At 72.6% G+C, this 12,996-nt stretch carries 9 protein-coding genes and 1 pseudogene; 4 read left to right on the forward strand and 6 right to left on the reverse strand.

Going from position 1 to position 12,996, the window contains the following annotated elements; translation table 11 throughout:
- Both Q0A33_RS09455 and Q0A33_RS09460 read left to right on the forward strand, forming a co-directional pair.
- The coding region (locus Q0A33_RS09455; RefSeq protein ID WP_291795445.1) for a Maf family protein at positions 1–404 on the forward strand (404 nt) is incomplete at its 5' end.
- 184 nt (positions 405–588) lie between these two features.
- Positions 589–2,388 (forward strand): biotin carboxylase N-terminal domain-containing protein, encoded by a 1,800-nt coding sequence (locus tag Q0A33_RS09460; RefSeq protein WP_291795449.1) that lies wholly within the window; start codon positions 589–591, stop codon positions 2,386–2,388.
- A 79-nt stretch (positions 2,389–2,467) separates the two neighbouring features.
- Here Q0A33_RS09460 and Q0A33_RS09465 read toward each other — a convergent pair whose 3' ends face one another.
- Positions 2,468–3,910 (reverse strand): NAD(P)H-quinone dehydrogenase, encoded by a 1,443-nt coding sequence (locus Q0A33_RS09465; RefSeq protein ID WP_291795451.1) that lies wholly within the window; start codon positions 3,908–3,910, stop codon positions 2,468–2,470.
- Between the two features lie 116 nt (positions 3,911–4,026).
- Positions 4,027–4,650: a gamma carbonic anhydrase family protein gene (locus tag Q0A33_RS09470; protein WP_291795454.1), complete on the reverse strand. Its 624-nt coding sequence runs from the start codon at positions 4,648–4,650 to the stop codon at positions 4,027–4,029.
- Positions 4,651–4,839: 189 nt separating this feature from the next.
- On the opposite strand from Q0A33_RS09470, the gene Q0A33_RS09475 reads away from it, so the two are divergent.
- Complete coding sequence (locus Q0A33_RS09475) at positions 4,840–5,088, forward strand: WhiB family transcriptional regulator (protein ID WP_291795457.1); 249 nt, start codon at positions 4,840–4,842, stop codon at positions 5,086–5,088.
- Between the two features lie 116 nt (positions 5,089–5,204).
- Here Q0A33_RS09475 and Q0A33_RS09480 read toward each other — a convergent pair whose 3' ends face one another.
- Positions 5,205–6,728, reverse strand: a complete 1,524-nt coding sequence (locus tag Q0A33_RS09480; RefSeq protein ID WP_291795460.1) for a PAS domain-containing sensor histidine kinase — start codon at positions 6,726–6,728, stop codon at positions 5,205–5,207.
- 28 nt (positions 6,729–6,756) lie between these two features.
- Complete coding sequence (locus Q0A33_RS09485) at positions 6,757–11,637, reverse strand: NAD-glutamate dehydrogenase (RefSeq protein WP_291795462.1); 4,881 nt, start codon at positions 11,635–11,637, stop codon at positions 6,757–6,759.
- Between the two features lie 184 nt (positions 11,638–11,821).
- On the opposite strand from Q0A33_RS09485, the gene Q0A33_RS09490 reads away from it, so the two are divergent.
- Entirely contained in the window at positions 11,822–12,277 is a 456-nt protein-coding gene (locus tag Q0A33_RS09490; RefSeq protein ID WP_291795465.1) for a DUF2505 family protein, read from the forward strand.
- On the opposite strand, the gene Q0A33_RS09495 is transcribed toward Q0A33_RS09490, so the two are convergent.
- Both Q0A33_RS09495 and Q0A33_RS09500 read right to left on the reverse strand, forming a co-directional pair.
- On the reverse strand, positions 12,209–12,682 hold the full coding sequence (locus Q0A33_RS09495; RefSeq protein WP_291795468.1) for a hypothetical protein: 474 nt from the start codon (positions 12,680–12,682) through the stop codon (positions 12,209–12,211). The genes Q0A33_RS09490 and Q0A33_RS09495 overlap by 69 nt on opposite strands.
- A pseudogene (locus Q0A33_RS09500) lies at positions 12,679–12,996 on the reverse strand (hypothetical protein); the annotation flags it as partial. The gene Q0A33_RS09495 and the pseudogene Q0A33_RS09500, both read right to left, overlap by 4 nt.

Genomic DNA, 12,996 nt, shown 5'->3' on the forward strand with positions numbered 1-12,996 from the left:
CGCGGATGGCCGGCACCTCGCCCGTGCTCTGGAGCGCGCACTGGGCGGGCCTCCTCACCCGCGAGACGGCAGACGCCCCCTGGCACCTCGCCGATCACCGGGCCTCCTCCGCCGCCACGACGGTGCACCTGGCCTCCCCCACGCACGCGGAGCTCGAGGCCTACATCGCCACCGAGGAGCCCTTCGAGGTGGCGGGCGCGCTCACGATCGACGGCCTCGGCGGCGCGTTCGTCACCGGCATCGAGGGCGATCACCACAATGTGATCGGCCTGAGCCTGCCCCTGCTGCGCCGCATGCTCATGGAGATGGGCATCCGCTGGACGGATCTCTGGACGAGCGGGACCGCGGCCGCGGCCATGACCGGCGCGGCGACCCCCGAGGCCGGGGGCACCGCGCGCCCCTGAACCGCGGAGCGGCCCCGCACGGGCCGAAAACCACAGCACTTCCCCTCCGTGCGAAGCGCAGCGCCGGGAATTGTCGGCATCCGACAAAGGGTTCGCGTTCACCCATATATTCGGCGAGGCTGTCCAGCAGTCGTGCTGCGGTCTCCGCAGCTGAGCCCCTGCTTCCACCCGCCGAGGAGAACCGATGACCGCAATGCCGATGACGGACGCCCCCGCACCCGCATCCGGATCGCGCCCCCTCACCCGCGTGCTGATCGCCAACCGCGGTGAGATCGCGCTCCGCGTCATCCGCGCATGCCGCGACCTGGGGCTGGCCTCCGTCGCGGTCTACACCGCCGCGGACGCCCGCTCCGCCTACGTGGAGCTGGCCGACGACGCCTACCGCCTCGAGGGCACCGGCCCCCAGGAGACCTTCCTCTCCATCCCCGCCCTCCTCGCGATCGCCCACCGCGCGGGCGCGGACGCCGTGCACCCGGGCTACGGCTACCTCGCGGAGAGCGGCGAGTTCGCCGCCGCCGGCACCGCCGCCGGCCTCACCTGGGTGGGACCCAGCGAGTCCGCGATCACCGCGCTCGGCGACAAGACCGGCGCACGTGCCGTCGCCGAGGCGGTGGGAGCTCCCATCGCCCGCGGCTCCGCCGGCGCCGTGGACGGCGTCGAGGAGGCCCTGCGCATCGCCGAGGAGATCGGCTTCCCCGTGGCCGTCAAGGCCGTGCACGGCGGCGGCGGGCGCGGCTTCCGCACCGCCGCGGACGCCCGCGAGCTGCCCACCGCGTTCGAGGCCGCCTCCCGTGAGGCCGTCGCCGCCTTCGGCCGCGGCGAGTGCCTCATCGAGCAGCAGATCGTCGCGCCCCGTCACATCGAGACCCAGTGCCTGGCGGACGCCCACGGCACCGTCCGCGTCCTCTCCACCCGCGACTGCTCGCTGCAGCGCCGCAACCAGAAGGTCGTCGAGGAGGCGCCCGCCCCCGGCCTCACGGCGGAACAGGAGCAGGTGCTCGCCGAGGCCTCGGCGAGCATCCTCTCCCACGTGGGCTACGTGGGCGCCGCCACCTGCGAGTTCCTCCTCGGCGCGGACGGCCGCCTGTCCTTCATGGAGGCCAATGCCCGCATCCAGGTGGAGCACACCGTCACGGAGGAGGTCACCGGTGTGGACCTCGTCGCCTGGCAGCTGAGGATCGCCGCGGGAGAGCGACTCCCGGAGGCGTTCCCCGCGCCCCGCGGGCACGCCTTCCAGTTCCGCATCAACGCGGAGGATCCCGCGGGGGGCTTCTTCCCCTCGACCGGCACGATCACCGCCTGCCGCGAGCCGGCGGGCCCGGGCGTGCGCATGGACTCCGGCGTGACGGAGGGCTTCCACGTGGGCACGGACTTCGACCCCATGCTCGCGAAGCTCGTCGTCACCGGTGAGGACCGCGAGGCCGCGCTCGCCCGCAGCCGCCGCGCGCTGGACGAGTACCGGCTCGAGGGAGTGGCCACGCTCCTCCCCCTCCACCGCGCGCTCGTCGACGCGCCCGCCTTCGCCGGCAGCGGTCACACGGTGCACACCCGCTGGCTCGAGGAGGACTTCATGCCCGGCTGGACCGCCTCCCTCACTCCTGCCGAGCAGAACGGCGCGGCCGCCCCGGCGGAGGACGTCGAGGTCGTCGTCGAGGTCGACGGGCACCGGCTCACGGTCTGCGTGCCCGCCGCCCTCGCCGCTCCTCCTGCGCCGGAGCGGCGGAGGAGCCGCCGGATCTCCCGCCGCGGCACCACCGTCGCACAGGACGTCTCCGGCCTCACCGCACCCATGCAGGGGACCATCGTCGCGGTGGACGTCTCCCCCGGGGACCGGGTCTCCGCCGGTGACCGGCTGGCCGTCATCGAGGCGATGAAGATGGAGCAGCCGCTCAAGGCGCCGCAGGACGCCGTGGTGAAGTCCGTGGCCGTGGCAGCGGGCGCCGGCGTGCGCTCCGGGGACATGCTCATCGAGTTCGAGGACTGAGCGCGGGACGGCAGTCCCCTGACAACGCAGCGCACCCCGCACTCGATGAGTGCGGGGTGCGCTGTGTGTGGGGCCCTGCTCAGGCCTGGTGGTGGTGCAGCTTCCGCGCCGCCTCCGTGACGGAGCCGGACAGCGAGGGGTAGACCACGAACGTGGAGGCGAGCTGATCGACCGTCAGCCGGTTCTCCACCGCCATCGTGATGGGCAGGATGAGGTCGCTGGCCCGCGGGCCCACCACCACGCCGCCCATCACAGAGCCGGAGCCGCGGCGGCAGAAGATCTTCACGAAGCCCTCCTCGATGCCCAGCATCTTGGCACGCGCGTTCGTGTGCAGCGGCTGCGTGACCGTCTCGATGTCATGGGCGTCGTTGCGGTAGTCCGACTGGGTGAAGCCCACCGTCGCGATCTCCGGCTGGGTGAACACGTTCGAGGCGACGTTGCGCAGCCGCAGCGGGACCACCGCATCGCCCAGCGCGTGGAACATGGCGATGCGCCCCTGCATCGCCGCGACGGAGGCCAGCGGCATGACGTTGGTGCAGTCGCCGGCGGCGTAGATCCCCGGCGAGGAGGTCCGCGAGACGCCGTCCACCTGGATGTGGCCGCTCTCCGTGCGGAGGATCCCCACGGTGTCGAGTCCCACCTCATCCGTGTTGGGCACGGACCCCACCGCCATGAGGCAGTGGCTGGCCTTGACGATGCGGCCGTCGGCGAGCGTGACGACGACGCCGCCGGTCTCCTCGTCACGCACCACGGAGTCCGCGCGGGAGCGCGAGAGCACGTTCATGCCGCGGGAGCGGAAGACGTTCTCCAGCACCTCCGCGGCGTCCTCGTCCTCACCGGGCAGCACCCGGTCGCGGGAGGAGACGAGGGTCACCCTGCAGCCCAGCTCGTTGTAGGCGGAGGCGAACTCCGCACCGGTCACGCCGGAGCCCACGACGACGAGGTGTTCGGGCATCTCCTCGAGGCCGTACAGCTGCGTCCAGGTGAGGATGCGCTCCCCGTCCGGGAGCGCGGTGGGCAGCTCACGGGGATGCGCTCCGACGGAGACGAGGATCGTGTCCGCCTCGAGCTCGTACTCGGCACCGGTCGTCTCCGTGACCGCCACGCGTCCGCGGCCCACGATGCGGGCAGAACCGCCGATCACCTTCACCCCGGCTCGCACGAGCCCGTCGTGGATGTCCGTCGCCTGCGCGTCCGCCAGGCCCAGGATCCGCCGGTTGATGGCCGAGAGGTCCGCGCTCACGGGGCCCGGCCCCTCGGACCCGCCCGCCGGGAGCTCCTCGGCCGAGGCGCACAGGCCGAAGTCCCCGCCGCGATTGGACTGGCCCATCACCTCGGCGGTCGCGATGAGCGACTTCGAGGGCACCACGTCCGTGAGCACGGCGGAGCCGCCGCAGCGGTTGCGTTCGATGAGCATGACGTCCGCGCCCAGCTGTGCGGCGATGAGGGCCGCCTCGTAGCCTCCGGGCCCGGCGCCGATGATGACGACACGGTTCTGCGAGCGATCCAGTACATTCTTCACCGGGCCATTGTGTCAGAGCCCAGCATGCTCGCCGACATCCCCCAGGTGACACCGCGCCGGGATAGGCGGGGAGTGTCAGAGCCCAGCATGCTCGCCGACATCCCCTACGGCACCGCCTACAGCACCACCGAGCGCTCGGTGTGGATCTGCGCGATCTCCCGGTAGCTGCGCCAGTTGCGGTCGATGTGCGCCAGGCCCTCCCCGTCGAGCTTCCGGCGGACCTTGCCCGGCACTCCCGCCACCAGCGAGCCCTGCGGGATCTCGACGCCCTCGAGCACGAGCGCACCGGCGGCGACGAGGGTGTGGGAGCCCACCACCGCGCCGTTGAGGACCGTCGACTTCATCCCGATCAGGCAGTCGTCCTCGACCGTGGAGCCGTGGATCATCGCGGCGTGGCCGATCGAGACGCGAGAGCCCACCCGCACGTCGAAGCCCGGATCGCAGTGCATGACGGTGTTGTCCTGCACATTGGTGTCCTCGCCGATCGTGATCGAGGCGCGTTCGGCCCGCAGCACGCAGCCGTAGAACACAGAGGCGCGCGCGCCGATGCGCACATCGCCGATGAGCGTGACGCCCGGGGCGACGAATGCGGTCTCGTGGATCTGCGGAGCACGGCCGTCGACCTCGATGAGGCGGACGTCTCCAAGACGGCCGGGACGGACCGGGCCGGTGGTCGCGGGTGCGGAGGACGACGGTGCGGAGGCGGGGGCGGCAGTGCCCTCAGCGTGGTTTCGGCTCATGCCTGTCAATCCAATCACACCTTGTTTCCTGTCAGAAACTTCACACGCCGAACGTCTTGTGGCGGTCTGTCCCGCGTGTGATCCTGGGGGCACACCGTTTCTACCGCCCGTAGTCTTCGTGCTCCGAAGCCCCTCCCGGCACTCCGCGAGGGTCAGGACGCGGGCACCCCCTACTCCCGAGAGGAATCCATGGACTGGCGCCATCGTGCAGCGTGTCTGAATGAGGATCCTGAGCTGTTCTTCCCCATCGGCAACACCGGCCCCGCTCTGCTTCAGATCGAAGAGGCCAAGAAGGTCTGCCGCCGCTGCGAGGTCGTGGAGACCTGCCTGCAGTGGGCACTCGAGAGCGGCCAGGACGCCGGCGTCTGGGGAGGCATGAGCGAGGACGAGCGCCGTGCGCTCAAGCGCCGCGCCGCCCGCGCCCGCCGCGCAGGCTGAGCCTCACCACAGACTCGCCGCCCAGCCCGCGCCGCACGCCGCAGCGGTGATCCGCTGCCGGGAGACCCAGGCCGAGGGCCCGTCCTCAGGACGGGCCCTCGGCCTTCTCCCTGCCCTCAGGCCCGGGGCTCCACCGGGGTGAGGTCCACCTCGATCACGACCTCGGTGCCGCCGCCGTCCCGCTCGTGCCACTCGATGGAACCGCGCAGGTCCGAGGTGATGAGCGTCCGCACGATCTGGGTGCCGAGGCCGTTGCCCGGCGGGGTCTGCGGGGTCCGGCCGGTTCCCGTGGGCAGCCCGGCCCCGTCGTCGAGGATGCGCAGGCGCAGATGGTTCCCGTGCCTCTCCGGCCGGACCTCCACGGAGCCGGAGACCGGCTGCGGGTTCTCGCCGTCCACCGGGAAGCCGTGCTCCACCGCGTTCGTGACGAGCTCCGTCACTGCCAGCAGCAGCGGCGAGGCGTCCTCGGCGCCGATGGGCCCGAAGCTCGCCGAGCGCGTGAGTTCGAGGTCCACGAGCGGGGACGACAGGTCCGGCGTGAGCCGCAGCCCGCGATCCACCAGGTCGTCGAACTCCACGGACTCGTCCATCGACTGGCTGAGCGCGTCGTGGACGACGGCGATGACGGAGACCCTGCGCATCGCCTCCTCGATGGCCGACCGGGCGTCGGCGGACGACACCCGGCGCGCCTGCAGCCGCAGGAGCGCGGAGACCGTCTGGAGGTTGTTCTTCACCCTGTGGTGCATCTCGCGGATCATCGCGTCGCGGCTGAGCAGCTCGCGCTCGCGCCTGCGGATCTCCGAGACGTCCCGGGCGAGGATCACCGCCCCGGTCCGGTTGCCCTCCCGCATGAGCGGGATGGAGCGCAGGGAGATGCTGGCCCGGCCGGACTCGATCTCCGAGCGCCACGGGGCGCGGCCGGTGAGCACCAGCGGCAGGGACTCGTCGACCGTGCCGCGCTGGGCCACCAGCTCGTCGACGAGGTCCGCCAGGTAGCGGCCCTCGATGTCCCCCTCCGACCCCAGCCGGTAGAGCACGGACACCCCGTTGGGCGAGGCGTAGCGGATCCGCCCCTCGCGGTTGAGCAGCAGCAGGCCGTCGCCCACCCGGGGCTCACCGCGCTTGGCGCTCGAGGGCAGCTCCGGGGGCGGGAACGAGCCCTCCCCCACCATGTCCAGCAGCGAGGCCGCACAGGCGCGGTAGTTCCGCTCGAACCGGGACACCCCGCTGCGCTTGGACTCCTCCGTGTGGCGGGTGAGCACCGCGATGACGCGGCCGTCGTGGCGCACCGGCACCACATCGGCCTTGGCGAACTGCGAGCCGTCGTCGTCGGCGATCACCGTCACGCCCGCCGTGAGGGCGCGGACGAGCAGCTCCCGGTGGCGGGGCGGCGGCTTCTCCCCCACCGCGTCCACCGGGAAGACGGTGGAGCCGGTGGTGGGACGGCAGTGCGCCACGGCGACGAAATCGGGGCCGTCCCCGTCCTCGGGCCGCCCCGCCGCCTGCCTGCGGTCCACCCACAGCACCAGGTCCGCGAACGAGAGGTCCGCGATGAGCTGCCAGTCCCCTATGAGGAGGTGCAGGCGCTCGAGGTCCCCCTCGTCGAACCCGCTCTCGCGGAGCTGTCCCAGCACGCTCATTCGCTCCCCCTGTCCGGACGTCCGGCCCTCATTCCGTCTCCCTGCTGAATTCCGCCGAACGCACGATGCCGCGCATCTGGCGCAGGAGGACGGACAGCGGGGCCTGGTCGACGTGGTCGAGCTCGCCCAGCTCCGCGATCATGTCCAGCACCTTGTCCAGCACCGCCGAGGCGTGCGCGCGCCAGGCGTCGACGCGTGCCGCGCCGCCGCCGGGCTCGGTGTCCTCGAGCACCGCGATGGTGATGGACATGAGGGCCTGGTAGAAGTCGTCCCGCAGCGCGCCGCGGGCCAGCGCCGTCCACCGGCTGGAGCGATCGAGCCCGCGGATGAGCATGAGCAGGCGCGAACCGCTCACCATGTCCGAGACGGCGTGGTACACGCGGGCGGCCTCGGCCGGATCCTCCCCCGTGCGCGCGGCCGTCTGCGCGATGTCCAGCAGCGAGAACTCCTCGAGGAGGCCTGCCGAACGTCCCGCGAGATCCTCCGGCACGCCCAGGGCGACGTACTCGGCCTTCGCCGCGTCGTAGGCCTCGCGTGACTCCCCGCGCAGGAACTCCGTGAGCTGCGGCCGCAGCCGGGCGAGAACCCCGCGGTAGGTCTGGATGCCCGCGTCCACGTCGAGCGTCTCCGGGCTCTGGTGGACGAGCCACCGGGAGGCCCGGTCCAGGAGGCGGTGGGCGGAGGCGAGCATGCGGTTCTGCACCTCGGTCGCCACCACGTTGTCCAGCGCGCAGATCGCGTCCAGGTGCGCGTCGAGGCCGTAGACCTCGCTCACCACCGTGAACACGCGCACCAGGTGCGGCAGGGCCGCCCCGGTCTCCTCCTGGAGGCGGAACAGGTAGGTGAGACCGCCCCGGTCCACCACGGCGTTGACGATGCGCGCGGTGGAGATCTCCCGGCGCAGCGGATGCTCCGCGAAGTGCCCGGCGTACGGTTCGAGGCTGGGAGGGAAGTAGTCCGCCAGCGGACCCGCCGTCCAGGGCTCGTCCGGCACCCCGGACTCGAGCATCTTGGCCGCCGCGTCCATCTTCACGTAGGCCAGCAGCACGGCCAGCTCCGGCGAGGTCAGCCCCGTCCCGGTCTCCGCCCGCTCGCGCAGCTCCTCCGCGGACGGCAGGAACTCCACGGCGCGGTCCAGGTCCGCCTCGCGCTCCAGGTACCGCAGCAGCCGCAGGAAGGTCTCCGTCATCACGAGGGAGGACTCCCGCGCCTCGCCGAGGGCGAGATTCTGGAAGTAGTTGTTGGCGAGCACGCGGTCCGCCACCTCGTCGGTCATCGACTCCAGCACGTCCACCCGTTCGGACTCCGCGAACTCGCCGGCGCGGATGAGCGCGGCGAGCAGCAGCTTGATGTTGACCTCGTGGTCCGAGCTGTCCACGCCGGCCGAGTTGTCCACGGCGTCCGTGTTGAGGCGCACCCCGTGCAGAGCGGCCTCGATGCGTCCCAGCTGGGTCGCCCCCAGGTTGCCGCCCTCGCCCACGACCCGTGCGCGGATGTCCGCGCCGTTGATCCGGATCGCGTCGTTGGCACGGTCACCCACGGCGGCGTGGGACTCCTCGCGGGACTTCACGTAGGTGCCGATCCCGCCGTTGTAGAGCAGGTCCACGGGAGCTGCGAGGATCGCGCTGATCACCTGGTCCGGGGTGTGCGGACCGGCGGGCATGCCCAGCGCCGCGGCCGCCTGCGGACTCACCTCGATCGCCTTCTCCCTGCGGGAGAACACCCCGCCGCCGGCGGAGATGAGCGAGCGGTCGTAGTCCTGCCAGGAGCTGCGCGGGAGGTCGAACAGCCGCTGCCGCTCCGCGAAGCCCACCGCCGCGTCCGGATCCGGGTCCAGGAACACGTCGCGATGGTCGAAGGCCGCCACCAGCCGGATGTGCCGGCTGCGGAGCATGCCGTTGCCGAACACGTCGCCGCTCATGTCGCCGATCCCCACCGCCGTGAAGTCATCGTTCGCCGCGTCGATGCCCAGCTCGCGCAGGTGCCGCTCGACGGACTTCCAGGCGCCGCGCGAGGTGATCGCCATCTTCTTGTGGTCGTAGCCGGTCGAGCCGCCGGAGGCGAAGGCGTCGCCCAGCCAGAAGCCGCGGCGCTCCGCGATCCCGTTCGCCACGTCGGAGAACCGCGCCGTGCCCTTGTCCGCGGCCACGACGAGGTAGTGGTCGTCGCCGTCGTGGGCGACCACGCGCTCCGGCCGCACGACGGTCTCCGTGAGGTCCGAGGAGTACTCGAGGTTGTCGGAGACGTCCAGCAGCGAGGAGATGAAGACCTCGTAGGCGGCCTGCCCCTCCGCCGCCCAGCCCTCGCGGTCGAGCGCCGGGTCCGGCAGCCGCTTGGGGAAGAAGCCGCCCTTGGCGCCGGTGGGCACGATGAGGGCGTTCTTCACCATCTGCGCCTTCACCAGTCCCAGCACCTCGGTGCGGAAGTCGTCGCGGCGGTCGGACCAGCGCAGACCGCCGCGTGCCACGGTGCCGAACCGCAGGTGGACGCCCTCGACCCGGGGCGAGTGCACCCATGCCTCCAGGGCCGGGCGCGGCTTGGGCAGGAAGTCCAGCTCCGTCGAGCGCAGCTTGATGACGACGGCCTCCGGCAGAGAACCGTCCGCGGGCTGGTAGAAGTTCGTGCGGACCGCCGCGCCCACCATCTCCAGGGCGGAACGCAGCACACGGTCCACCTCGAGCGAGGGCACGTCCGCCAGCCGCCGCTCGAGGGCGCTCGCAGCCTCCTGCGCGGCCTCGGCCCGGGCCTGCAGGGTGGGGAAGGACCGGTCCGGGTCGAACTTCACCGCGAAGACCTCGAGGAGGTCGCGGGTGAGCTCCGGCACGGAGGTGAAGACCTCCGCGATGGAGGCGTCGGAATAGGTGAAGCCGGCCTGCCGGAGGTACTTGGCGAAGGACTGGACGAGGCTGACCTCCTGCCACCGGAGTCCGGAGAGCAGGAGGCGGTCGAGGCCGTCGGTCTCGCGCAGGCCCGCCCACGCCGCGGCGAAGCCGTCGCGCAGCGAGGCCAGCACCTCGGGTCCGGGCATCGCCGGGAAGGCGAGGCCGAACTCGTAGATCCAGACCGAGTCCTGTCCGGCCGGGCGGACCTCGAAGGGCTTCTCGTCGAGGAGTTCGGCCCCGAGGTTCGCCAGGTAGGGCAGCGCCGTGGTGAGGGTGACGGGCACTGCGCTGTAGAGGACGAGCAGCACCTCGGAGTCGCCGCGGGGACGGACCTCCACGACGGGCGCGGAACCGGCGCCCAGGCGCTCGAGCTGCTCGCTGTCGGCCACCGCGCGGGCGGGGGTGTGCGTGGCCTTGTAGGCACCGGGGAAGGCCTCGGCCCAGCGGCGTGCGCGCTCCGCGGAGGAGAGCGGGCTCTTCTCCGCGGCCGGGGCGAGGATCTCCCACAGGTCCTCGTTCCAGGACCGCAGCGCGGCGACGATGCGGGACTCGACCTCCGCCTCGTCGATCTCCGGCAGCTGGGCGTCGCGCGGTACGCGGGCCGTGAAGTGCAGCCGCGCGAGAGCGGAGTCCGTGAGGAGCACGTCGTAGTCCACCTCGGAGGCCGAGTAGTACTCGCGGAGGACCTTCTGCACGCGTTTGCGGGCGGCGGTGTCGTAGACGTCCTTGGGCAGGTAGACGAGGACGGAGACGTAGCGCTGGTAGGGATCGCGGCGCAGGAAGACGCGCGCCTCGTGCTTCTCCTGGAGGTCGATGACCGCCATCGCCGTCGCCCGGACCTCCTCCGTGGAGGCGTAGAACAGGTCGTCGCGGGGGTAGGACTCGAGCACGCCCAGCAGCTCGTCGCCGGCGTGGGTGTCCTTCGCGAGCCCCGAGCTGCGGAGGACGGAGCCCACCTTCTCGCGGATGACCGGCACCTCGAGGGCGGAGGCGGAGTACAGGCGGTTGGTCCACAGGCCCACGAAGCGCCGCTCGCCCACGATGGCGCCGGTCTCGTCGAACCGCTTCACGCCCACGTAGTCCATGTAGCCGCGCCGCATCACCCGGGAGCGCGAGTTCGCCTCGGTGAGGACGAGGACGTGGGGCTCCTCCGCCTTGTCCGCCACCGCCTGCGTGAGGTGCGAGGTGGAGGCCCGCCGCAGCGAGGAGATGCCGAGGTCCGTGCCTGGCACGGGTTCGAGGCTGCGGTCCTCGCCGTCCGTGACCAGCCGGTACTCCCGGAAGCCCAGGAACACGAAGCCCTTGCCCAGCCACTCCAGCAGGTCCGCGGCCTCGGCGGCCTCGGCGGCGAGCTCCGGCCGCGGAGCGTGCGCGCGCAGTTCGGCGGCGATCTCCTCCGCCCGGGCCTGCATGCGCTCGCGGTCCGCATCCGCGGCGCGGGCGAGTTCGAGCGCCTCCGTGAGCGCCTGCGTGAGAGCGGGGAAGTCCTCCTCCGGCACGCGGTCGGCCTCGACGTGGATCCAGGACTCGGAGACGGGGCCGGGTCCGCCGTCCGCCTCCCGCCCGGGGGCGATCACCGGCAGCACCGAGGTGTCCGTGGAGACGCGCTCCAGCTGGGAGTCCGGCAGCACGCTCAGGCCGGACTCCGTGCGCCGCACCGCCATGATGGGGTGGTGGACCTCGCGGATGGCCAGGCCCTGCCGGGTGAGTTCCGCGACGACGGTCGAGACCGCGTGGCGCACGTCCGCGAGCACGATGTCGATGAAGGTGCGGCTGCCGGTGTAGTCCACGGCGTCGTGGGCGGGGTTGCGGATGGCGATCCGCACCCCCTCCCCCTCCTCGGCGCAGGCGAGCTCCCAGTGCGCGGCGGCGATGCGGGCGAGCGCCGCCGGTCCCACGCGTCTCTTCTCGGAGGGACTGAGTCGCGGGTAGTACTCAGCGAGCAGATTCTCCGGCGGGGTGGTGCCGGTGAGCTCTGTCCATGCACGGGCGATGTCGGTCAGGTCGACCTCGGTCAACTCATTCACCTCGAATACGGGTCGGGCGGGTGCAGGGGCCTCATCGTCGTCGACCCCGGCTCCAGCCTATGCCCTGCGCGGCCTCCGCGCCCGCCGGCCCTCGCAGCGGTGGGCGCGAGGGCCGGCGCGGTCACCGCGGTGCGGCTTGCGGAGGAGTTCGGCGGGCCGCGGCGGATGCGGCAGACTTGTCCGCATGAAGGAGTTCTCGCTCGACGTCGCCTCGCCCCATTCGCCCGCCGCCGCCCGGTCCGCGCTGCTGAGCCCGCGGACCTGGGAGCGGCTGGGCGCTTCCTCCGCCGCACCCGCCGCCGACGGCCTCACGGCCGTGCTCCCGCTCCGCGCGGACCAGCTGCCGGATGCGCTCTCCCGGTTCGTCCGGGGCGAGGCCGGCCTGCAGGTGCAGGTCTCCGGGGAGGCCGCCGGTGCGGAGCCGCTGCGACTGGTGCTCACGGTCCCGGGGGCGCCCGCCGAGGTGCGGGTGCGGCTGGACGTGCGTGCCGGGGGCGAGGAGTCCGGTTCCGTGCTGAGCGCGCAGGCGCAGCTCGAGTCGTCGGTGCCCTTCCTGGGCGGGATGGTCGAGTCAGCCCTCGAGCCCGTCGTCCGCACCCAGCTGGCCGAACAGCTCCACGAGGTCGCCCACCTCGCCTGAGTCGAACCAGAGGAGATCGGACTCCGCAAGGGCCGCGAGGGCCTGCGCGCGGTCCTCGGGCAGCAGGCCGAAGCCCTCCGGATCGTCGATGTGCACGCTCACCACCCGGGCAGGGTCCACCACGGTCTCCGGGATCGCGACCACACCCTCGGTGACCGGCACAGCGGCCGTGTCCGCCCCGTCCGGGAAGTCGCAGGCGAGGACCGCGCGCGGACAGCCCGCGGCGAGAGCGTCCTCCGCGATGCTCGCGGCGGCCGCGAGCATGGCCCGGTACTCCCAGACCTCGGCCTCCTCTCCGCCGAGCGCCCGCTGGCTGCGGCCGGGCGCGAGTGCGACGGCGGGGGCGAGCGCGGGCCACTGCCGGGCCAGCTCGATGCCGGTGAGGGGGAGGTATGCACGGATCATGCGCTCATCCTCCCACGCCCGTCCCGGCGCCCGCGCCGGCCCCTCCCCGTTCCCCGCGACCGCGCCCGGCCGGGCCGCACGCCGGGCAGCCGCGGCAGCAACTGCTCCTCGCACGCCCGCACCAGGGCGGAGCGCCGTGCGGTCTCCACCGGCGAGCGGCCGCTCAGCACCGCCGCATCCACGACCGGCCTGTCCTCCGGGAGCAGGACCAGATCCGTGAGACCCGCGAAGCGCTCGAGCACGCCGCGGATCCGCTCCTCCGCACCCGGACCGGCGGCGCTCTCCCGCACCCTGTTCACCACCACGGTCATGCC

Origin of the sequence: Brevibacterium sp., from assembly GCF_022712115.1 — a bacterium.
Classification (GTDB): Bacteria; Actinomycetota; Actinomycetes; order Actinomycetales; family Brevibacteriaceae; genus Brevibacterium; species Brevibacterium salitolerans.

Coding starts and splice junctions, on each gene's coding strand:
- Q0A33_RS09475 (WP_291795457.1), top strand. CDS start 4,840: ATGGACTGGCGCCATCGTGCAGCGTGTCTGAATGAGGATCCTGAGCTG.
- Q0A33_RS09495 (WP_291795468.1), bottom strand. CDS start 12,682: ATGATCCGTGCATACCTCCCCCTCACCGGCATCGAGCTGGCCCGGCAG.
- Q0A33_RS09490 (WP_291795465.1), top strand. CDS start 11,822: ATGAAGGAGTTCTCGCTCGACGTCGCCTCGCCCCATTCGCCCGCCGCC.
- Q0A33_RS09470 (WP_291795454.1), bottom strand. CDS start 4,650: ATGAGCCGAAACCACGCTGAGGGCACTGCCGCCCCCGCCTCCGCACCG.
- Q0A33_RS09480 (WP_291795460.1), bottom strand. CDS start 6,728: ATGAGCGTGCTGGGACAGCTCCGCGAGAGCGGGTTCGACGAGGGGGAC.
- Q0A33_RS09460 (WP_291795449.1), top strand. CDS start 589: ATGACCGCAATGCCGATGACGGACGCCCCCGCACCCGCATCCGGATCG.